The 21,421-nt window shown below is 70.6% G+C and carries 14 protein-coding genes; 9 read left to right on the top strand and 5 right to left on the bottom strand.

The window, feature by feature from the left end; translation table 11 throughout:
- Window positions 1–18 precede the first annotated feature (18 nt).
- Together EDD31_RS05425 and EDD31_RS05420 are read right to left on the bottom strand one after the other, a co-directional pair.
- Window positions 19–1,545 carry a DUF2079 domain-containing protein gene (locus EDD31_RS05425; RefSeq protein WP_148058872.1) on the bottom strand — a complete coding sequence of 509 codons (1,527 nt, stop codon included), beginning with the start codon at window positions 1,543–1,545 and terminating at the stop codon, window positions 19–21.
- Window positions 1,542–4,334, bottom strand: a complete 2,793-nt coding sequence (locus EDD31_RS05420) for a lysylphosphatidylglycerol synthase transmembrane domain-containing protein (RefSeq protein WP_170163201.1) — start codon at window positions 4,332–4,334, stop codon at window positions 1,542–1,544. Before EDD31_RS05420 ends, EDD31_RS05425 begins: the two co-directional genes overlap by 4 nt.
- Window positions 4,335–4,512: 178 nt before the next feature.
- Between EDD31_RS05420 and EDD31_RS05415 the strand changes: the two genes are divergently transcribed.
- From EDD31_RS05415 to EDD31_RS05395, 5 genes are all read left to right on the top strand, one after another.
- Window positions 4,513–4,794: a metal-sensitive transcriptional regulator gene (locus tag EDD31_RS05415; RefSeq protein WP_123305170.1), complete on the top strand. Its 282-nt coding sequence runs from the start codon at window positions 4,513–4,515 to the stop codon at window positions 4,792–4,794.
- A 15-nt stretch (window positions 4,795–4,809) separates the two neighbouring features.
- Entirely contained in the window at window positions 4,810–5,037 is a 228-nt protein-coding gene (locus tag EDD31_RS05410; RefSeq protein WP_123303255.1) for a heavy-metal-associated domain-containing protein, read from the top strand.
- 26 nt (window positions 5,038–5,063) lie between these two features.
- Window positions 5,064–7,490 (top strand): heavy metal translocating P-type ATPase, encoded by a 2,427-nt coding sequence (locus EDD31_RS05405; protein WP_123303254.1) that lies wholly within the window; start codon window positions 5,064–5,066, stop codon window positions 7,488–7,490.
- A gap of 87 nt (window positions 7,491–7,577) precedes the next feature.
- A complete protein-coding gene (locus EDD31_RS05400) occupies window positions 7,578–8,453 on the top strand; it encodes a CPBP family intramembrane glutamic endopeptidase (RefSeq protein WP_123303253.1) in 876 nt (291 codons plus the stop codon).
- Between the two features lie 128 nt (window positions 8,454–8,581).
- Window positions 8,582–9,544 carry an aminoglycoside phosphotransferase family protein gene (locus EDD31_RS05395; RefSeq protein ID WP_123303252.1) on the top strand — a complete coding sequence of 321 codons (963 nt, stop codon included), beginning with the start codon at window positions 8,582–8,584 and terminating at the stop codon, window positions 9,542–9,544.
- A gap of 98 nt (window positions 9,545–9,642) precedes the next feature.
- Here the strand turns inward: EDD31_RS05395 and EDD31_RS05390 are convergent, their stop codons facing one another.
- Entirely contained in the window at window positions 9,643–10,662 is a 1,020-nt protein-coding gene (locus EDD31_RS05390; protein ID WP_123305168.1) for an isoaspartyl peptidase/L-asparaginase family protein, read from the bottom strand.
- Window positions 10,663–10,763: 101 nt separating this feature from the next.
- Between EDD31_RS05390 and EDD31_RS05385 the strand changes: the two genes are divergently transcribed.
- Complete coding sequence (locus EDD31_RS05385; RefSeq protein ID WP_123303251.1) at window positions 10,764–12,203, top strand: serine hydrolase domain-containing protein; 1,440 nt, start codon at window positions 10,764–10,766, stop codon at window positions 12,201–12,203.
- Between the two features lie 18 nt (window positions 12,204–12,221).
- On the opposite strand, the gene EDD31_RS05380 is transcribed toward EDD31_RS05385, so the two are convergent.
- Window positions 12,222–15,416, bottom strand: a complete 3,195-nt coding sequence (locus EDD31_RS05380) for an efflux RND transporter permease subunit (RefSeq protein ID WP_123303250.1) — start codon at window positions 15,414–15,416, stop codon at window positions 12,222–12,224.
- Window positions 15,417–15,554: 138 nt separating this feature from the next.
- Here EDD31_RS05380 and EDD31_RS05375 point away from each other — a divergent pair, with 138 nt between their 5' ends.
- Window positions 15,555–17,048: an amidohydrolase gene (locus EDD31_RS05375; RefSeq protein ID WP_123303249.1), complete on the top strand. Its 1,494-nt coding sequence runs from the start codon at window positions 15,555–15,557 to the stop codon at window positions 17,046–17,048.
- A 217-nt stretch (window positions 17,049–17,265) separates the two neighbouring features.
- Here the strand turns inward: EDD31_RS05375 and EDD31_RS05370 are convergent, their stop codons facing one another.
- Entirely contained in the window at window positions 17,266–18,306 is a 1,041-nt protein-coding gene (locus EDD31_RS05370) for an ornithine cyclodeaminase (RefSeq protein WP_123303248.1), read from the bottom strand.
- Between the two features lie 66 nt (window positions 18,307–18,372).
- Here EDD31_RS05370 and purB point away from each other — a divergent pair, with 66 nt between their 5' ends.
- Window positions 18,373–19,833 (top strand): adenylosuccinate lyase, encoded by a 1,461-nt coding sequence (gene purB, locus EDD31_RS05365; protein WP_123303247.1) that lies wholly within the window; start codon window positions 18,373–18,375, stop codon window positions 19,831–19,833.
- Window positions 19,834–19,888: 55 nt separating this feature from the next.
- Entirely contained in the window at window positions 19,889–21,364 is a 1,476-nt protein-coding gene (locus EDD31_RS05360) for a hypothetical protein (RefSeq protein ID WP_123303246.1), read from the top strand.
- Window positions 21,365–21,421 lie beyond the last annotated feature (57 nt).

Genomic DNA, 21,421 nt, shown 5'->3' with positions numbered 1-21,421 from the left:
AGGTGCGCAACTCCCGGCTCAGTCGAGCCGCTCGGCCACCTGGTAGCCCGCTCGGTCGAAAACCACCGAGTAGCTGGTGCCCGGATGGCGCCACTCGGCCAGTGCCGCAGCATCCGGGATCTCCATGGTCCACTCCCGGCGGCTGGCGTCCAGCACGAGATGGTCCGGAGCGGGATTTGCCACGACGTCGTCGGTGCCGGTGCCGGGGTTGCCGTACCAGTACACCTGGGCGCGCGGCACCAGGTAGGCCATGAGGTAGATGTCGGTCTCCACGTCGGAGCCCGGATCGACCCGAGCCATTGCGGCAGCGGCGGCGTCCGCACGGCCCGAGCCTGCCCACGTGTCGGCCTCGGCGAGCCGCGCCATCGGTCCGGTCAGCCCCATGATGAGGGTTGTCGCCGCGGCCACAGCCACGGCAGCGCGGGTGAGCTGCGCCGGCAGTGGTTGCTGCAGACCGCCCAGCAGCGTTCGGCCGGTCTGCGCGCGTGCGCCGTCGATCAGGGCCGCAGCGGCAATCGGCATGAGGACGGCCGAGTAATGCCACTCCCATCCCCAGTAGTGCTCCACGTTTCCCGCGAATCGCCAGCCCAGGGTCGGCACCATCAGCCAGAGCAGGGGCGAGCGCACACCCACCACTCCGGCGGCCAGGACCAGCAGCCCCAGCGTGAGGTACTTCGTCGCCGGAGTGAGGGTGTGGGCCACGAGCTCGAGCAGGGCTGTGAGCCCGTCGCTCTCCTCACCCGCCGCTAGGCGGTCGTAGTAGTCGTAGCCCCCCAGCGGATTCAGTGCCGGCAGGATCACGAGGATGGTCACCATGAACCAGGCCGCTCCCCAGGCGGCCAGCGCGGCGCCCACCCGGCGCTGGCGGGCATGCCACCACAGCACCAGGCCCAGCGCCAGCACGGTGAGGCCGAGATCCTCCTTCACGAACACCAGGGGCGCGGACCAGGCGGCGCAGACCCACCAGCGCCGCCGGAGGTAGGCGGCCAGCGACGCCGCCAGCAAGGGCACGGCGAAGGCGATCTCGTGGAACTGCACCGCCACGGCGGAGGCCAGCCCCCAGGAGAGCGCGTATGCCAATCCCGACGCCACCCCCAGCCGCGGGCCGAGCAGCTCTCGGGCCACCGAGGTCAACGGCACCGCAGACAGGCCGAAGAGCAGCGCCTGCACGAGCAGCAGGGTCAAGCCTGAGGGGAAGAGTGCATAGGGCGGGCCGAGGAGCACGAGCAGAGGGTGGAAGTGGTCCCCCAGCAGATTGAAGCCCTCGCCCTTGATCGTGACGATCGGCGCTTCGAAGCGGGCGTAGGCCTGGGCGAGCTGGGTGAAAATCCCCAGATCCCAGGACGGCGATTCGTAGAGCCGCCACTGGGTGACGGCGTAGGCGCTCCAGCTGGCGGTGGCCAGTGCGGCCACCAGCCACGGCGCCAGGCGCCCGCGGTCCCGCCGTCCGGCCGTGCCCCGCCGTCCGGTCATGTCCTCCGGCCCGCTCACTCCCCGCCGACGCGGGGTGTGCTGCAGCGTCTGTCCGCGACGGCGGACGATCACACCAGTTCCCGCTTCTGGAGGTAGCGCAGTGCGAGCCAGCCCAGGGGGGCTCGCCCCCAGAAAGTCAGGAGCCGGAACAGGATGGCCGTGGAGACGGCCGCGCCGGCGGGGATGCCCGCCAGGGTCAGGCCGGTCGTCAGCGCAGCTTCCACCGGCCCGATGCCGCCGGGCGAGGGCACGAGGGCTCCCACTGAGTTCGACACGAGGTACGCGATCGCCAGCGTGGACAGCGGCAGCGTGTAGCCGAAGGCTGCCAGCGCCGCGCCGAAAGCACCCACGTAACCCAGCGTCATGATGATGTTCCCGACGACGCCGACGGCGAGCCGGCCAGGGTGGGAGACCGCCCAGACGAGTCGTGGCCACACCTGCCGCAGGGTGGGGGAGATGCGGCGCCAGATCCAGATCCGTAGCTGCGGGACCAGGGCCGCCAGTGCGGCGATCCCGAGCACTCCCGCCACAACGGCGATCACTGGGCCCGAGGGCGCCGAGAGCGCACCGGCCGAGCCGGTCAGGAGCACCACGGCGCCGAGCAGCAGCACCGTGGTGAGGAACTGGGAGACCTGCACCAGGCTCACCGTGGCCACCGCTCGCGGGATCGGGATGCGCTGGCGCTGGAGGAACCGCAGATTGATCGCTGCGGCGCCGATGCCGGCCGGTGCCACGATTTGCACCACGGAGGCGGCCATCTGCACCACGAGGGTTCTCACCCTGGCGAGTCGCTCGGGGGTGAAGGCCACCAGGGTCATGGCCATGCCCACGTAGGTCAGCAGGCCGAGGCCGAAGGAGGCCGCGATCCACCGTGGGTCGGCATTGCCCACCGCCTCGAGCACCTCGTCGAAGTTCATCCACGACAGCAGCGCGACCAGGGCGGCGACACCGATGGTCGCGGTGATCACCGTGCGCGGGGAGAAGCGAGCCACGGGCAGAGGGGCGACATCGGCGGTGGGAATCAGCTCGACGAGCTCGTCGCGCACTGCGGTCAGGGACTCCCTGCTGGTCATCGTGCGGGTGGTGCTGGGCAGGATCACCCGTTGCAGGAGGGGGGCGACCGAGGCGAGTTGCTCCCGTTCCAAGGTGCGAGCGGCGGAGTTCAGCGCGCGCTCGGTGCCCACCAGCCCTGAGAGCATGGCCAGTACCTGGGCGAGGTCGATGCGCCGGGAGATCTCAGTGGAGAGGATCTCACCCTCGTCCCAGCCGAGGATCCACACCTGCTGCTCGGCGTCCACGAGGATCGCGTTGGAGTGGATGCTGTGGTGCACCAACCCTTTGAGGTGCGCGGCACGCACTTGCCGCCACACCTGGTCCAGGACGGCGTCCTCGAGCTCCTCGGCGGAGAGGTCGCTCAGCTGGCGGGCGGCGGGGATGTGCTCGGTGACGAGGAAGACGCTGTCGCGCGCTTCGGCGACGCCGGTCACCTCGGGGGTGCGCACCCCCGCCTCGCGGACGGCCAGGCGCATCATCAGGGCGCGGTCGGCGGCGTCGCGCAGGTTCCGCAGCGGTCTCCGGCTCAGGCCCTTGAGTCGGATCGACTGCCACAGGGACGACAGGAACCCGGCCACATGACGGTCACCGTCCAGGACCACGACGTCGTGGCGCACACCAGCAACGTCCCAGACGGCGTACAGGCGGTGTGCCGTCTCGGTGGCCATGCGGCGCCCGGCGGAGGGCCCGATTCCGGCGAGGATCTCCAGCGGGTCGGTGGTGGGGTCGGGGTGGATGGCGTCGGGCTGGGATTCACCCGAAAGGATGCCCTCGACTCCGCCCGGGAGGGAGCTCTCCCGCCAGGGCTCAGAGGCCGAGCCGCTGGCGCCGTCAGCGGCGGCGTCTACGGCACCCCGCGCCTTCGAGGTGTTCTCACCTGGCACGGAAGCTGGGGAAGGAGCTGCCGTCTCACCCGGGGTGACGATGGCGAGATTCGCGGTGACCTGGCCGCCGGGGGTCTGCTCCATGGGCGAGTCGGCCACCAGGTCCCGCGCGCGTTCCCGTAGTCGTTCGGTATAGCCGACGGGGCCGGAACAACTGGCTCGCCAGGCCCGCGGGAGGTGGCCGGTGTCGTCGATGCGCACGATGCGGTCGGGATCCAGGCCGGCGCGGCGCAGGGCCCGCACCAGGGGTAGGCCGGTGGCTCGCTGGTGCAGCACACCGCTGACATAGCGCAGCCCCAGGCCGGCCACGCGCCCCAGGAGGACGGCCACGAGGGCGCCGGGCAGCGTCTGGTCGCCTTGCAGGACGGACAGGGCGGCCACCACCCACAACAGCCCCCACGACCACCGCAGCAACCGTGAACGCGTCCGGTCCCCGGCAGCAGTGAGCACGCCGGCCAGGCCGGCGAGATAGACGTTCAGTGCCAGCGCAGCGTCACCGTTGCTCGTGATGATCAGGCCCGGTGAAAGCTCGGGGGCAGCCGTGGTGAGCAACCAGATGGCGCCGTTCACCAGCAGCACGGCCAGCACCATGGCACCGACGGCCTCCAGTGCTGATCGCCACTCCCATCGGATCAGGCGCTCGACGATGACGGCGAGGGGCACCACGAAGGACACCACGCCCTCGAGCACCGTGACCGGGAGGAGGAGCGTTTGGCGCAACGTGTCGGCGAGTACGGATTGGACGTCCTGGGTGACTCCCTGCGTGGTGGCATCGGCGTAGATCGTCAGCAGCAGCACCACGCCGATGGCCACCAGCGTGGCGAGGAGGGCGAGCAGGTCGGCCGGACGGCGCACCCGTGCCAAGGGCACGTCGATCAGGAGCACCTCGCGCCGCGGCGGCGCGACGGCCGGGGGCGGCGTCATGGGGCTGAGTCTACGGAGAGCCGGTGGATGGCGAACCGGTCTGTGGGGTGTGCGACAACCGCAGACTATCGCCGTGGAATACCCTATGGGGGTATGGTGTTCAGAAGAAGAAGGGCCGGAGGTGCCCAATGTGCTGCCGGGTGCACAGGACGCCCGCTCAGATGGCAAGGAGTCAGGAATGGCCGGATACCGCGGCACCAAGGATGAGTACGCCCGCCGTCTGCGCCGCATCGAAGGCCAGGTGCGCGGTATCGCCCGCATGGTGGATGAGGACACCTACTGCATCGACGTCCTCACGCAGATCTCCGCCGTCACCAAAGCGCTCCAGGCCGTCGGTATCGGCCTGGTGGAGGACCACCTCGGCCACTGCGTCGTTGAGGCGGCACGCTCGTCCACCGAAGAGGGCCAGGAGAAGGTGGCCGAGGCCTCCGCGGCCATCGCCCGGCTCGTGAAGTCCTAACTCGAAGGAGACACCATGACCACCATCGTTCTCGACGTCACCGGCATGACCTGCCAGAACTGCGTCAACCACGTCAGCCAGGACCTCGGTGAACTCAGCGGCGTGACCGACGTCGACGTCGCCCTGAACACCGGCGGTGCCTCCACAGTCACCGTCACCGCGGACGCCGATCTCGAAGACGCCACCCTGCACGAGACCGTGGACGAGGCCGGCTACGAGATCGTCGGCATCCGCCGCGCCTGACCGCCGCACCCAACCCGAGGAGCATCATGTCCACCGCCCCCTCAGCTGAGCAGCCCTCCATCGCCGAGGTCGACCTCGCCGTGGAAGGGATGACCTGCGCCTCCTGCGTGCGGCGGGTGGAGAAGAAGCTCGCGAAGGTGCCCGGCGCGCACCCGCTGGTCAACCTCGCCACCGAGTCCGCCCACGTGCGGCTGGAAGGGCCCGCCGACGCCGAGACCCTGGATGCCTTGGTCGGCGCGGTCGATTCCGCCGGCTACGGCGCGCGCGTCACCCGCGCGCGAGGCGCCGGAGTCGAGCCACCGAAGCACGAGCACGGTGATGGGCCGGACGAACACGAGCACGATCCCCTCGCCGGTCACGAACACGGCGCGGGCGAGGACACCTCGGCCGTGGACCGGGCCACCGACCTGCGCCGCCGGCTGATCGTCTCGGCGATCCTCTCGGTGCCGGTCACGGTGCTGTCCATGGTGCCGCCGCTGCAGTTCCCGGGCTGGCAGTGGGTGGTGCTGGTCCTGGCGCTGCCGGTGGTGACCTGGGGGGCCTGGCCCTTCCACCGCTCGGCCGTGAAGGCCGCCCGCCACGGCGCGTCCACCATGGACACCCTGGTGTCCCTCGGCGTGGCCGTGGCCAGCGTGTGGTCGGTCTGGGCGATCACCCTGGGCGGTGCCGGAGAGATCGGGATGCGCATGGAGGCCTCGCTCTTCCCTGCCGAGGCGCACGGCATGCCCGAGCCCTACTTCGAGGTCGCCGCCGTGGTGGCCACCTTCCTGCTCGCCGGGCGGTACGCCGAGTCCAGATCGCGGCGGCGCGCGGGAGACGCGCTGCGCCAGCTGCTCGAGCTCGGTGCGAAGGACGTGACCCGGGTGCGCCTCGACGGCGATCAGCGCTCCGAGGAGCGGGTACCCATCGGCGCGCTCGCCGTCGGCGACCTCTTCCTGGTGCGCCCGGGCGAGAAGGTCGCCACCGACGGCACGGTGATCGAGGGGCGGTCCGCCGTCGACGCCTCCATGCTCACCGGTGAACCCGTACCGGTCGACGTCGCCGAGGGCGATGTGGTCACCGGCGCCACGGTGAACACCTCCGGGGTGCTGCTGGTGCGCGCTGAGCGGGTGGGGGAGGAGACCACGCTCGCGCAGATCGGGCGGCTCGTGGCCCAGGCCCAGACCGGCAAGGCTCCCGTCCAGCGCTTGGCTGACCGCATCTCCGGGGTGTTCACCCCGATTGCGCTGGCGATCGCCGTGGGCGCCTTCGTCACCTGGCTGGCGCTCGGCTTCCCGGTGCAGGCCGCGATGACCGCGGCCGTCGCGGTGCTGATCATCGCGTGCCCCTGTGCGCTCGGCCTGGCCACGCCCACCGCCTTGCTGGTGGGCACCGGCCGCGCCGCCCAGCAGGGGATCGTGATCAAGGGCCCCGAGATCCTGGAATCCACCCGCCGGATCGACACGGTCGTGCTCGACAAGACCGGCACCCTGACGCAGGGGCAGATGAGCCTGGCCGGCGTGGACTCGCTGGTTCAGCCTGAGCAGCATGAGGCTCTCCGGCGTGGCGAGAGGCCCGACGGCGGGGAGCCCAGCGGCGAGGCCCTGCTGATGGCCGCGGCGGTGGAATCCGGCAGCGAGCATCCGATCGCCCGCGCGATCGTCGACGCCGCCGCAGGGCCGATGCCGCAGGCCCGCGACTTCAGCAACCACGCCGGGCTCGGCGTGAGCGCCCTCGTGGCGACCGACGGCGGCGAGCGCGAGGTGCTCGTCGGGCGGCCCCGGTGGCTCGCCGAGCAGGGCGTGGACCTCGGTGGGGCCGAGGGGGTTCCCGGCACCCAGGAGCTCGTCGATGCCGCGGAACAGACCGGCGCCACGGCGGTCGTCGTCGCCTGGGAGGGGCGCGCCCGCGCGGTGCTGCACCTGCGCGACACCATCAAGCCCGAGGCGCACGAGGCGATCACGGAGCTGAAGCGGCTGGGGATCACCCCCCACCTGCTCACCGGCGACAACCGCGCGTCAGCCGAACGGGTCGCCGCCGAGGTGGGCATCGAGGCGGAGCACGTGACCGCCGAGGTGCTCCCGCAGGACAAGCTCGACGTGGTCGCGCGCCTGCAGGAGCAGGGTCGAGTGGTCGGCATGGTGGGTGATGGCGTGAACGACGCGGCGGCACTGGCGCAGGCCGGCTCGCGTGGGCTCGGCTTCGCCATGGGCACTGGCACCGACGTGGCCATCGAGGCCGGTGACATCACCCTGGTGCGCGGCGATGTGCGCACAGTGCCGGCCGCGATCCGGATCTCCCGGCGCACCCTGCGGATCATCAAGCAGAACCTCTTCTGGGCCTTCTTCTACAACACCGCGGCGATCCCCCTGGCGGCGCTGGGCCTGCTGAACCCGATGATCGCCGGTGCGGCGATGGCCGCGAGCTCGGTGATCGTGGTCGGCAACTCCCTGCGCCTGCGCCGCACTTCCTGACGGCGGCGGCCCGGCCCGCCGCCGTCTTTCGCGTCCGGCGCGAACGACCGGGCCTGCGTGGTTCGGCAGGCGCGGCAGAATACTGTCATGAGCGAACCGGCGAGCACCTTCCCCAGCGAATCCAAGCCGGTCGGTTCCGCCAGTTCGGCTGGATCCGCCGAGTCACAGCCGGTCGAGCCCGCCGGTCCCGACAGGCCAGCCGTGGCGCCGCCGCTTCGCCCCCGGGTGCGCGCCGAGATCCTCATCGTGCTCGGCCTCAGCCTCGGGCAGGCGGCCGTGACCGCCGTCCTGCAACTGCTGCACCGCCTCAGTCTCGATGTGCCTCTCGGTGAACAGACCGCGGCCATCAACCCCTCGCGCGCGCCAACGGCGACGCTCGATCTGATCTTCCAGGTCACCTCGATCGTCTTCACGGTGCTTCCGGTCGCGCTCGCCATCTACCTCCTCGCGTCCACTCGGCGACGAGCGATGGCGCGGATTGGGCTGAACCTGGCGCAACCGGCGCGGGACGTGGGTCACGGCTTCGCCCTGGCTGCGCTGATCGGCATTCCCGGCTTGGGGCTCTACCTGGCGGGCCGCGCGCTGGGCGTGACGGTGGAGGTTCAGGCCGCCACCCTCGACATGCACTGGTGGACCGTGCCGATCCTGGTGTTGTCAGCGCTGCAGTACGGGCTGATCGAGGAGGTCATCGTCGTGGCCTACCTGTTCGAGAAGCTCGAGGAACTCGCCTGGCATCCCATGGCGATCGTGGTGACCTCGGCGCTGCTGCGCGCGACCTACCACCTCTATCAGGGCTTCGGCCCTTTCGTCGGGAACCTGATCATGGGGCTGATCTTCGCCGAGTACTACCGCAGACGTCGTCGGGTCATGCCGCTCGTGGTGGCGCACATGTTGCTCGACCTGGTGGCCTTCCTCGGGTACTTCCTGCTCCCCGACTCCATCCTCGCTGCGGTGGGCCTCTGACGATCCCTCACGCGGCGTCCGCGCCGTCCGCCCGCCCCGCCCGCGTCGTTCGGGCCGTCTCCCGCCGAGCGCGCCACACCCAGATGCGCGCCGCCAGATGCCGGTGCGCACCCACCTAGGCTGATCGGATGGCCACGACCCCTCCCGCCGAGTACGAGGTGGATGCCGTCCTGGTACGCCGCCTGCTCCGCGAGCAGCATCCCGATCTGGCCGGTCTGCCGCTGCGGCTGGCCGGTCAGGGGTGGGACAATCTCCTCTGGCGACTGGGCAAGGACCTTGCGGTGCGCGTCCCGCGGCGGGCGATCGCCGCGCAGCTGCTCGAGCACGAACAGCGATGGCTTTCCACGCTGGCTGAGCGTCTGCGACCGCTGACCCCGGTGGCGCTGCCGGTCCCGGTGCGTGTGGGCCGGCCGGGGGCCGGATTCCCGTGGCCGTGGTCCGTGGTGCCCTGGATCGCCGGGCAATCCGCCGCCACGATCGGTCCTGCCCAGCGCGCTGGCATCGCCGAGTCCCTGGCCGCCGTCGTCGCGGCGCTGCATGTGCCGGCGCCTGCAGATGCCCCCGACAATCCGGTGCGATCGATGCCCCTGGCCGGCCGAGGTGAGGCTGTCCGTGCACGGCTAGAGAGTGGCGGCGTGCCGCGCAGTTCCGAGGTGACCGAGCTCTGGGCGGAACTCTCGGCCCTCCCCCGCCGGCGTGGCCCGCGAACCTGGTTGCACGGCGATCTTCACCCGCACAACCTTGTGGTGACCAACGTCGGTTCACACTCCGCGGCCCGCGGCGCGAGCGCAACAGCCGAGACCGTGCGACTCGTGGGGGTGGTCGACTTCGGTGACATGACTGCAGGGGACCCGTCGACGGACCTGGCGACCGCGTGGCTCACCTTCGATGTGGCGGGCCGCGCACGTTTTCGCGAGACCCTGGCCGACCTCGCTCAGGACGGCAGTGCGCCGCACTACGACGACGCGACCTGGCAGCGAGCGCGAGGTTGGGCGCTCAGCATGGCAACGGCGATGACCGCAACCTCCGATGACGAGCCACTCATTCGCGCCATCGGGCACCACACCATCGACCAGGTCCTGCTCGGCTAGCCCCACGCGATCCGCCTCGACGTCGCCCGTCCCTGCCCCGACTCTGGCGCCACGGGTGATAGGCCAGCCGGCCACGCCACGGGCGAGAGCCTCCCGGGCTACACCGCTTCGTCGGCGTGGATGGCGGCCTGCAGCTCGCCGCCTACCCGCGCGACCGCCCGGTACATGCCGGTGGTGTTCATCGGCAGGCTGACGTTGCCCTGGGCGTCGACGGCGATCAGCCCGCCGTCCCCGCCGACCTCCGGTAGACGCTCGTGGATCACGGTCGCGGCGGCCTCGGTGAGGCTCAGCCCGGCGTAGGTCATGAGCGCGGCGATCTCGTGAGCGGCCACCGCGCGCATGAAGCCCTCGCCCATGCCGGTGGCGGAGACGGCGCAGCTGCGGTCATCGGCATAGGTGCCGGCCCCGAAGATCGGGGTGTCGCCCACCCGTCCCGGCTGCTTGTTGGTGATGCCGCCGGTCGAGGTGGCGGCGGCGAGGTGCCCGGCGGCGTCGAGGGCGACCGCGCCCACCGTGCCACGCTTGGAGTCCGGCTCGATCGGATCACCGCCGGAGGCAAGGGAAGCCTCTGCCTCGTCGCCCTCCTGGTTCTCGGCGGCGAGCCCGGCCGCATCGTGGTCCACCACGAAGGCGTGCGGATCCTGGGCGCGGACCCGTTCCAGCTGCTCGCGTCGCTCCGGCAGCACGAACCAGTCGGGATCAACGAGTTCGGCGCCGTGTTCGGCGGCGAAGGCCTCGGCGCCCGCGCCACAGAAGAGCACGTGGTGGGAGTGCTCCATGACCTGACGGGCCGCGAGCACCGGGTTGCGCAGGCGCCGCACCGAGGTCACCGCACCGGCGGCGCGATCCTGCCCGCGCATGACCGCGGCATCGAGCTCGACCTCCCCGGCCGAGGTGAGCACGGCGCCGTAGGCGGCGTTGAACAGCGGATTCTCCTCCAGCAGGCGCACGGTCTCGGTGACGGCGTCGACGGCGCTGCCACCGGCGGCGAGCACATCGCGCCCGGCGGCAGCGATCTCGCTGAGGGCGCGGCGGTAGGCGGTGTTCTTCTCTGGCGACATCGAACGCGAGATGGTGCCGGCGCCGCCGTGGAGGACGAGGACAGGAGTGGAAGGCATCGGGCCATCATCGCGCACCCGGGCGCTGGTCTCATGGCGGAGCGCTACGCCCTGCCGCAAGCGCTGCAACCACCGCCGCCCAGCCCTGCGACGATGGGGGCATGACCTCCACACCAGACCCCCAGCCCGTGCTGCGTTCGCTGGCCCCCTACCTCGCCGACTGGGCCGCCTTCCACGCTGACCACCGGGGCATCACCGGTCTCCAGCTGGCCGTGGCGCGGCGCGGCGAACTGCTCCTGGATCTCGCGCATGGCCAGGCCAATGCCGAGACCGGCGAGCCGCTGCGCACCGACCACCGGTTCATCATCGCCTCGCATTCGAAGACGATGACCGCCACGCTGGTGATGCAGCTGGTGGAGGAGGGCGCACTGCGCCTGGACGACACCGTGGCGGAGCGCTACCCGGATCTGGCCGGCAGCGCCGTGGCCGGCACCACGCTCCGCGAGCTGCTCGGCCACCAGGGCGGTTTCATCCGCGACTCCTCCGACGGCGACTTCTGGCAGTATGGCCGCGACTTCTTCTCCGCCGACGACCTCGTCGCGATGCTGCGCAGGGAAGGCCAGGTCTTCGAGCCGAACACGCACTTCAAGTACTCCAATATGTCCTTCTCTCTGCTCGGCCTGATCCTGGAGCGGGTCACCGGCCGCAGCTACCAGGAGCTCGCGCACGAGCGCATCGTGCAGCCGTTGGGCCTGGAGCAGACCGGCCCGGGCTGGAGCCCGGAACTCGACGAGCACTTCGCCGCCGGGCACTCCGCCCGCTTCGCCCACGGCGACTCCCGGCGGGCGTTGCGCCACGTGGACACCGCCACCATGCTCTACGCCGGCGGCTGGTACTCCACCGCGGCGGACATGACCCGCTATGGCGCCGCCCACTGCTACGGCGATGACCGGCTCCTGACCGATGCCTCCAAGCGCTTGATGCAGCGCGAGGAATCCCGCCCGCACGTGCGCGGCGAGGACCTCGGCGCCTACGGCCTCGGCATGCAGGTCCGCACTGTCGGCAAGCGGCGCCTGGTCGGCCACTCCGGCGGCTACCCCGGCCACATCACCCGCACCTGGATCGACCCGGTCGACGGGCTCGTGGTCTCCGCCCTGACCAACGACGTCGACGGCCCGGCAGCCGAGATCGCCGTCGCCATCATCCGGCTCATCGACCTCGCCCTGGACGCCGCTGCCAGCGAGCCCGAGCCGCTGCCGCAGGAGTTGCGCGACGTGCTCGGCCGCTGGGCGGGGCTGTGGGGCGTGACCGACATCGTCGACCTCGGCGGCGTGCTCCATCTGATCAACCCCGGTGATCCCGCACCGTCGGCGGCAGCCAATCGCCTCGACGTCACTGACGGCGGCGGCGCCCCCGGGCTGCGGGTGGAGTCGGTCGACGGTTACGGCGATGTGGGCGAGCGGATCGGGATTGGTCGCGACGACGACGGCGCAGTCCGGACGCTGCGCTTTGGTGGGACCACCGCGTGGCCCTACGAGCGCTACCGCGAGGCAATGGCAGCGGGGAACCCCACCACCATCCCTTCCGCGCTGGGCCAATAACGCCGCGCCCCACTACCCTCAGGCCCGCGCGCGCCTGCCCCGGCGGCGTTCCACCCGGCTCTGAGCTGCGGGCGCTTCCGCACGCCGCTGCTTGCGGTCCTGCCGGCGTTCCTTGCTGCGCTCCAGCAGCAGGTAGAGCACCGGAACGAGCAGCAGCGTCAGCACCGTGGAGGAGACCAGACCGCCGATCACCACGAGCGCCATCGGCAGCGAGACGAAGGATCCACCCCCACCGGTCAGCCCCAGCGCCATGGGCACCAGCGCGAAGATCGTGGCGGCGGCGGTCATGAGGATCGGGCGCAGCCGGTGCCGCCCGCCGTCCACGATGGCGTCGGTCAGGCTCGCGCCGTCGCGGCGGTACTGGTTGACCAGGTCGATCAGCACGATGGCGTTCGTGACCACGATGCCCACCAGCATCAACGCACCGATCAGTGCCTCCACGCCGAGCGGGTTGCCGGTCAGCCACAACAGCCCGAGCGAACCGGTGGCCGCGAAGGGCACCGACACCAGCAGGATCATGGGCTGCAGCAGCGATCGGAAGGTCGCCACCATGATCGTGTAGACGATCAGGATCGAGAAGGCCAGCGCGAGGAACAGGGACTCGAAAGCCTCCTCCTGATCGGCACTGACGCCGCCGATCTCCGCGCTCACGCCGTCGGGCAGGTCGACGGAGTCGAGCAGCTCCCGCAGCTCCCCGGTGAGTCCGCCGAGGTCCTGTGCGGTGGCGGCAGCGGTGATGGTGACGGCGCGCAGTCCGTTGACTCGCGCGATCGACGTCGGCACGTCGACCTCCTCCACCTCGGCGACGTCCGTGAGCGGGACGGGGCCGGCGATCCCGGTGAGCGTCAGGTCTTCCAGCTCTTCGACCGTGGCGGGGGCATCCTCGATGCGCATGATGACGTCCTGCTCGCCGTACTCCCCGGTGATGGTCGTCAGGGTCGATCCGCGCAGCGCGACCGCCGCCGACTGCCCGATCTGCGCTTCGCTCAGGCCGGCCTCGGCCGCGGCGTCACGGTCCACTCGCACCTGCAGGGTTGGCAACTCGGCGGCGAGGTCGGAACTGACGTCGGTGGCGCCGTCGAGGTCGGCCATCGCCTCGGTGATCTCGGTGGCTGCGGCGTTGACGTCCTCGAGGTCCGCGCCGGTGACGATGACCTCGAGTTCCGAGGGCAGGCCTCCGCTGCCGGCGCTGACGACCAGCTCGCCGGCGTCCTCGTCTAGGCCCGCAAGCTCGTCGCGCAGCCGCTCAGCCACGGCGGGGGCGTCGGCGTCGATGTCGAGGGTGAGGCTGAAGCTGTTCTGCTCGGCCGAACCGAAGAGCGCCTGGAGGCCCTCCCCGGTGCCACCGGTGACCTGGTAGCTCTCCACCTCGGGGATATCGGCGAGCACCTCTTCGACGGTGGCGGCGGCTTCGTCGGCGGCTTCCAGAGACGTACCGGCCGGAAGATCCTGGGCGATCGAGAGGGTGTTCTCGCCGGTGTCGCCGATGAAGTTGGTTTCCAGGCGGGTGGCGATGCCGACCGTGCCGGCCAGGATGACCACCGCCACCAGCAAGGTGAGCAGTGGGTGGCCGAGCACCCCGCGTAGGGCGCCGGCGTAGCCGCGCTGAAGGGGGCCATGCTGCTCCTCGGTGCCGGGCCGTACCGAGCTTGGTTCGGCATCGGCGTCCGGAACCTCCCCGGCATCGGTGCCGTGCTCGACGTCGCTGCCGTGCTCGACGTCACCAGCGCTCGTCGCCCGCTTCGGCGCCCGGAGGAACCACCAGGCCAGCACCGGCACGATGGTCAGTGCCACGGTCAGCGAGGCGAGCAGCGCGAGCGCCGCGGTGAAGGCGAAGGGCCGGAAGAGTTCGCCCACCATGCCGCCCACCACGCCGAGCGGCAGGAAGACCGCCACGGTGGCGAAGGTGGAGGAGGAGACCGCGCCGGCCACTTCCCCCACGGCGTCGAGGATGGCCCGGTGGCGGGTCTTGTCGTATCCGAGGTGCCGGGTGATGTTCTCGATGACCACGATCGAGTCATCGACCACGCGCCCCACTGAGAGCGTGAGGGCCGCCAGGGTGAGGATGTTCAGGCTGTAGCCCACGACCTGCACACCGAGTAACGCGACCAGCAGCGAGGCCGGGATCGACACGGCGGTCACCCCGGTGGGGCGCCAACCGCGCAAGAAGATCACAATCACCAGCAGCGCGAAGACCAGCCCGATGGCACCTTCCACGGAGAGGTTCTCGATGGACTGCTGGATGAAGGGAGCCTGGTCGAAGACCACGGTGACGGTGACGCCCTCACCGAGCGCTGTCTCCATCTCCTCCAGCTGGGCGGTGACCGCCTCGGAGATCTCCACCGTGTTGCCCTCGGGGGTCCGCGTGATCGCGATGCCGAAGCTCTCCTCGCCGTCGGTGCGGGAGAAGGAACCTGGCTCCGCGGTCTGCTCGGTGACCTCGGCGACCTCCCCGAGCCGGATCGGGCCGGCCTCGGTGGCCAGAGGGAGGTCGGCGATCTGCTCGGCGGTTCCGAGTCGTGCGCCCACCTCGACGTCTAGGGTGCGTCCATCCTCGGTGATCGAGCCGGCGGGAATGACTATGCCATTGGCATCGAGCGCGTCCGCGATGTTCTGCGTGCTCAGCCCTTGAGCGGCGAGCTCGTCGGTGTCGACGTCAATGAGCACGTGGCTCTCGCTCAGCCCGCTGACCTCCACGCCGCGCACGCCGGCGAGCCGTTCCAGCTCCGGAATGGCGACCTCCCGCAACCGGTCCTCGGTCTCGGCCGGGTTCTCACCGGCGGTGACCGAGAGCTGGACCACCGGCAGGTCATCCACACCCCCAGAGATCACCTGGGTGGTGGCATCCTCCGGCAGTGTGCCGGAGACCTGATCCACCGCCACCGAAAGTTCCTGATGGGCGGAGGTGGCATCGGTGCCGTAGATCAGTTCCACCAGCACCATGGACATGCCGGAACTGGAGGTCGAGGTCAGCCGCTCCACACCGGTCAGGCTGTTCGCGGCCTCCTCCACGTGCTGGGTGACCTGCTGCTCGACGATCTCCGGCGTGGCTCCGGGGTAGGTGGTGACGGCGCCGATGATCGGCAGGTCCAGGGAGGGGAGGAGTTCGCGCTGCAGAGCTGTGGCCGACCAGGCTCCGGCGAGCAGCGCCACGATGGTGGCCAGAGTGACCAGGGCGCGGTTTCCGAGACTGAAACGGCCAAGACGGGACACGGGGCTCCTCGGGGCCGAGATGTGCGTGTGGGTGCGCGCCGAGGCGCTGGAGCTGCGGCGTACTGATGGCAACGCGCAGGGGGCGTGGAAGGTTCCTCCGCAGACTCTACGAGTGAATCGGGCCGATAGCGTGGTGGCATGTCTTTGATCCTCGCCAACGCCCGCGTCCACGGCCGTGGGAACCAGCTTGTCGACGTCGTGCTGCGCGAGGGGCGCATCGCGGCACTGCAGCCCGCCGGCACGAGCGCGGCCGGCACCGGCCCAGGCGAGCCGGCTCCACGGCGTCTCGATCTCGACGGCGCGACCGTGTTGCCGGGCTTGTGGGACCACCACACCCACATGAGCACCTGGGCCAAGACCGCCCGCCGGCTCGACCTCTCCGGCACCGCCTCAGCCGCCGAGACGGTGGCGCTGGTGCGCTCGGTTGTCGAGGAGCGGCCGGACGCCGAGCGCGCGCATCTGCTCACCGGCTTCGGCTTCTCGGACTCCATGTGGCCCGACGCGCCCGTGGCCGGCGCCCTCGATGAAGGCGTGCTCGCCTCGACCCCGGTGGTGCTCTACAACACCGACCTGCACTCCGCGTGGGCCAACCGGGCCGCCATGGCGCTCGCCGGTCAAGGTGAGCACCCCGGCGGTCTGCTGCGCGAGACCGAGACCGCGGTGCTGCGGGGCCTCGACGACGTCGATCAAGACACCGCCGACCAGTGGGTGCTGGACGTGGCCCATGCTGCGGCGGCGCGCGGTGTCGTGGGGGTGGTGGACCTGGAGGGCCAGGGCGCCATCGAGGGGTGGGAACGCCGGTCAGCGGCGGTTGCCCTCCCGCTGCGGGTCGAGGCCAATGTGCGCGACCACTCCTACGAGGCCGCTGCCGCCCGTGGCCTGCGCACCGGCTCCCGGGTGGACGACGCCGGCCTGGTGCACGTGGGGCCGTTGAAGATCATCACCGACGGCTCCCTGGGCACCCGCACCGCCTACTGCCACGATCCCTATCCGGGCAGCGAGAACCACGGCTGGCAGATCGTCGCGCTCGCCGAACTCGAGGAACTGGTGCGCCACGGCGCCGAACTGGGCTTCACCCCGGCGATCCACGCCATTGGCGACGCCGCCAACACCGCCGCCCTCGACGTCTTCGAGCGGGTCGGCGTGCGCGGCGCCATCGAGCACGCCCAGCTGATGCGGGAATCCGACGTGCGCCGAATGGCGGCACTCGGCGTGGTGGCGTCGGTCCAGCCCGAGCACCTGCTCGATGACCGCGATCAGGCCGAGCGCTACTGGCAGGGCCGCACCCACCGGGCGTTCCCGCTGCGCGAGATGATCGACGCCGGGGTGCAGCTGGCCCTCGGCTCCGATGCCCCGGTCACGCCTTTGGACCCGTGGCTCAACATCCAGGCCGCCGCGCAGCGCACCCGTGATGACCGCGGGCCGTGGATCCCCGAACAGCGCATCTCCGTGACCGAGGCGATTGCGGCTTCCACCCGTACCGGGGGAGTGGTGGCGCTGGGTGACCCGGCCGATCTCGTGGTGGTGCCCGACCCGCCGGAAAAGCGTTCTGGTGCGGCGTTGCGGGAAATGCCGGTGGCGCTGACCGTGCTCGGCGGCCGCATCACCTACGCCGACGCCGCTTTCGCCTGATCGCGGGGCCCAGCCAGCCGGCTCACCCCGCGGGGACGGGCGCTCAGCCGCCCACGCCGCCTCCCTTGAGCGCCGCCTCCCTGAAGCGATTGTGGTCAGTTGGTGCCGCCTTCCGGCCCGTTCCGCCGGATATTCCGGCACAAACTGACCACAATCGCGGGTGGGCGGGTACGCGGGTACGCGGGTGGTCGCCCCGGGGCACCCCGGGCCAGCCCCCTCAACCCACCGGCAGAGGTGCCCCGCACAGGCCGAAGAGGTCTTTGGGGTCCTCCGGAGCGGCCACCAGATCGATCTCGGTGACGAAGTCGGTGCCGCGCACCGCTTCGCGCAGGTAGGTGAGCGCGGAGAAGTCCTCGATGGCGAAACCCACCGAGTCGAAGATGGTGATCTGTTCCTCGCCCGCCGCACCCGCACGCCGTCCCTCGGCCTTGCCGGCCACCGCCTGCCCCAGCTCGGTGACCGGGAACTCCGGGTCCTGCAGCTGGATCTCACCCTCGATCCGGGTCTGGGGCGTGTACTCCACGAACACGTCCGCCAGGCTCAGCGCCGCAGGCTCGAGCTCGGTCTTACCGGGGCAGTCACCACCGATCGCGTTCACATGCATGCCCGGGCGCAGGTCCGCGGCGCGCAGCACCTGCGTGTGCGCCTTCTCCGCGATGCACGTGGTCACCACGTCAGCCCCCTCGACCGCCTCCGCGGCCGAGGACGCCTCGTGCACCGTGAAGCCCAGCGGCTGCAGGTTCCGCACGAGTTTGGCAATCGCACCCGGGTCGACGTCGTAGACCGACAACTCGGCGATCCCGGTGGCCGAGCGCACCGCCAGGGCCTGGAACTCGGCCTGACTGCCAGCGCCGATCATCGCCATCCGCCGCGCCCCGGGTCGCGCCAGGGCACGGGTGGCCATCGCCGTCGTAGCCGCAGTGCGCAACGCGGTGAGCACGGTCATCTCCGCCAGGAAGGTGGGGTAGCCGTTGTGCACGTCGGCGAGCACTCCGAAGGCGGTGACGGTCTGGAAGCCGCGCGCCGGATTCCCGGGGTGGCCGTTGACGTACTTGAAGCCGTAGGTCTCGTAGTCGGCGGTGGGCATCAGCTCGATGACGCCGAAGGGCGTGTGGCTGGCCACCCGGGGGGACTTGTCGAACTGTTCCCAGCGCCGGAAATCGGCCTCGAGATGCTCGGTCATCCCGCGCAGGATGGTCTCCGGACCAGTGCGCGCGACCCAGCGCACCATGTTCTTCACGTCCACGAATCCAGCCATATCGCGACGGTAGCCCAGCGATGGCGCGACGGTAGCGAGGCGCGATTCGGATGGGACAATAGCGCCATGCCTGCGCGTGTGGACCTCTCCTCGATCAGCCCTTCCATCCCCCTCGGCTCGCTCGACGGCCGCTACCGCGGGGCCATCGCCCCGCTGGTGGATCATCTCTCCGAGGCGGCCCTGAACCGGGCCCGCATCCAGGTGGAGGTCGAGTGGCTCATCCACCTCACCGAGCACGAGGTCCTCCCGGGCGCCGCTCGGCTGAGCGAGACCGAGAAGGACTATCTGCGCGCCGTGGTCACCGACTTCGGTGCAGACGAGATCGCCGAGCTGGCCGAGATCGAGGCGGAGACCCGGCACGACGTCAAGGCCGTGGAGTACTTCCTCAAGCGCCGCCTGGATGCCGCCACCCGCGTGCTCGGTGAGAACGCCGGCATCGCTGGCGGCCCGACCGCTCTCGGCTCGGACCGGCTCGCCGAGATCGTGCACATCTTCTGCACCTCCGAGGACATCAACAACCTCGCCTACTCTCTGCTCGTCTCCGGCGCGGTGCGCGAGGTGTGGCTCCCCGCAGCTCGCGGCATCGTCGAGGACCTCACCGTGATGGCCGAGGAGCACGCCGAGGTGCCGATGCTGGCCCGTACCCACGGTCAGCCCGCCACCCCGGTGACCCTCGGTAAGGAACTCGCGGTGCTCGCCTTCCGCCTCCAGCGCCAACTCGCTCGCATCGGCGCCACCGAGTACCTGGGCAAGATCAACGGTGCGACCGGCACCTACGCCGCCCACGCCGTCTCGGTCCCCGGCGCGGACTGGGAGGCCGTGGCGCGCAGCTTCGTGGAGCACCTGGGTCTGACCTGGAACCCGCTGACCACGCAGATCGAGTCGCACGACTGGCAGGCCGAGCTCTACTCCGACGTCGCCCGCTTCAACCGCATCCTGCACAACCTGGCCACCGATGTGTGGACCTACATCTCGCTGGGCTACTTCCGCCAGCGCCTGTCCGCCCAGGGCTCGACCGGTTCTTCGACGATGCCGCACAAGGTCAACCCGATCCGCTTCGAGAACGCCGAGGCGAACCTGGAGATCTCCTGTGCGCTGCTCGACACCCTCGGCGCCACCCTGGTGACCTCTCGCCTGCAGCGCGACCTCACCGACTCCTCCTCCCAGCGCAATATCGGCTCCGCCTTCGGACACTCCTTGCTCGCCATCGACAATGTGCGACGCGGCCTCGCCGGGCTCGATGTCGACGCCGCCACCATGGCGCGCGACCTCGACGGGAACTGGGAGGTGCTGGGCGAGGCGGTGCAGTCCGCCATGCGCGCCGCGGCCGTCGCCGGAGCCGAGGGCCTGGCCAACCCGTATGAGCGGCTCAAGGAACTCACCCGTGGACGGCGAGTGGACGGACCGGCGATGCGCGAGTTCATCGCCGGTCTCGGACTGCCCCCCGAGGTCGAGGAGCGTCTGATGGCACTGGAACCCGGCACCTACACCGGGTTGGCCCCGGAGCTGGTGCGCCACCTGCGCTGAGCGCCCGCGTAGTCTCGACGAAGATCGACGTACCCGAGAAGAGATCCGAGCACTCATGAGCATCATGCTGCAGAAGGCAGTCACGCCCAAGATGACCACGGCCTACCTCGAGCGCGGCTTGGACCGGGTCTCGGGCTACCTGGTCCCGGCCTCCGATGCTGCCTCGGTGACCACCACTGAGGGCCTGTTCGAACTGCACGGCCTGAGTTTCCGGGGCTCGCCCTTCGCGCTGGACCAGCCGATCGACATCCTCCACGTGCCGCCGTCGCCGTCGATCACCACCATCCCGGCCACGGGCGGTACTGACCAGCGCAGCCGCCAGGCCACCGGGGGAACCTTCATCGAGCACGAGCCCTTCACGGGCACCGGCTTCGCCACCACCGGCGACGTGATGGTTCCGCTGATGTGGCTGGAGCAGACCCGTATCCCCACGGGGGCTCGTCTGTGGCGCTTCTCGCCCGGCAGTGACGAGCCCGAGCTGATCGGGACGTATCACGGCCCGGCCTTCGGCTGGCAGAACCACCTGGCCGACGACGAGTTCCACGCTGTGCCGCCGTCGAAGCTGGTGGGCTTCGTGGCGAAGTTCGACGGCGAAGCCTACTCCGCGGATGTGACCCTCGATGAGGACGACAAGCCCCAGGTGGTGACGCTGGTCAGCCACACCGAGCCGCAGATCGGAGGCTTCCGCCAGACCGATGCCGGGATCTGGGCACGCAAGGTGCTGGCCGAGAACGCGGAGGTTTTCACCCTGCGAGCCACCTCCACCTGGCACGACCTGCCGGTGCGCGTGGTGGACCAGGGGCCAGGGCCGGACGGTCAGGCCTCGGTGCACATCGTCTCACTCGCCCATGACGCGATCGCCGCCGAGAAGGCGGGCTTCTCCCGCCTGGACGCGGGCGTGTACGTCAAGACCGTGCCCCAGGACGACGTCGGGAAGATCGTCTACACCCAGCAGGTACCCCGCGCTTGGGCCACCGAGGAACAGATGGAGAAGGCGGCCGAGGCTGCCCGCGGTCGCGCGTTCACCGGCGCGGGCACCGGTCCCACGCCGCAGGTGCAGGTCAAACCCACCGGCGACGCGGACGGGCCCATGTCCCAGCACGCCGGGCGGATGCAGCGCATCGCGCAGGGGCTGGCCTCGGTGCTCCCGGCCGATTGGAAGCAGGCGCAGGTGCTGCTGCGGGTGGCGGGCCGCAAGGGTGAGTTCACGGTGCTCTACACGGGCGAGGACGATCAGCGGAAGCCGCTCAAAGGCGTTCCGGCCGACGTGGGCAAGGCGCTCACCGAGATCAAGGCGGCCAGCGCCGATCCGAAGACCGGTACGTGGCTCACCGGCTTGGTCACGCTCGAGCGCAGCGGCAAGATGACGCTGAGCACGGATCGCACCAGCCCGCCGCGGTGGAACAAGGAGCCGGAGGCCGCCGAGTACGCCGAAGAACTGCGCCGCTATCCGCGCGATGAGGAACACATTCCGGACTGGCTGCGCGAGAAGATCGCGGAGGCGGAGGACGATTCGTCCCCGGAACGCTGATCCGGCGGGCGGATCTGACGGAATGTTCTGACGTTTTGTCAGTACAGTTCTGGAGAC

The sequence above is a fragment of the Bogoriella caseilytica genome (assembly GCF_003752405.1).
In the GTDB taxonomy this organism is placed as follows: Bacteria; Actinomycetota; Actinomycetes; order Actinomycetales; family Actinomycetaceae; genus Allobogoriella; species Allobogoriella caseilytica.
This window is presented reverse-complemented; position numbering and strand designations above follow the sequence as displayed.

Coding starts and splice junctions, on each gene's coding strand:
- EDD31_RS05420 (WP_170163201.1), bottom strand. CDS start 4,334: ATGACGCCGCCCCCGGCCGTCGCGCCGCCGCGGCGCGAGGTGCTCCTG.
- EDD31_RS05415 (WP_123305170.1), top strand. CDS start 4,513: ATGGCCGGATACCGCGGCACCAAGGATGAGTACGCCCGCCGTCTGCGC.
- EDD31_RS05410 (WP_123303255.1), top strand. CDS start 4,810: ATGACCACCATCGTTCTCGACGTCACCGGCATGACCTGCCAGAACTGC.
- EDD31_RS05405 (WP_123303254.1), top strand. CDS start 5,064: ATGTCCACCGCCCCCTCAGCTGAGCAGCCCTCCATCGCCGAGGTCGAC.
- EDD31_RS05400 (WP_123303253.1), top strand. CDS start 7,578: ATGAGCGAACCGGCGAGCACCTTCCCCAGCGAATCCAAGCCGGTCGGT.
- EDD31_RS05395 (WP_123303252.1), top strand. CDS start 8,582: ATGGCCACGACCCCTCCCGCCGAGTACGAGGTGGATGCCGTCCTGGTA.
- EDD31_RS05390 (WP_123305168.1), bottom strand. CDS start 10,662: ATGCCTTCCACTCCTGTCCTCGTCCTCCACGGCGGCGCCGGCACCATC.
- EDD31_RS05385 (WP_123303251.1), top strand. CDS start 10,764: ATGACCTCCACACCAGACCCCCAGCCCGTGCTGCGTTCGCTGGCCCCC.
- EDD31_RS05375 (WP_123303249.1), top strand. CDS start 15,555: ATGTCTTTGATCCTCGCCAACGCCCGCGTCCACGGCCGTGGGAACCAG.
- EDD31_RS05370 (WP_123303248.1), bottom strand. CDS start 18,306: ATGGCTGGATTCGTGGACGTGAAGAACATGGTGCGCTGGGTCGCGCGC.
- purB (WP_123303247.1), top strand. CDS start 18,373: ATGCCTGCGCGTGTGGACCTCTCCTCGATCAGCCCTTCCATCCCCCTC.
- EDD31_RS05360 (WP_123303246.1), top strand. CDS start 19,889: ATGAGCATCATGCTGCAGAAGGCAGTCACGCCCAAGATGACCACGGCC.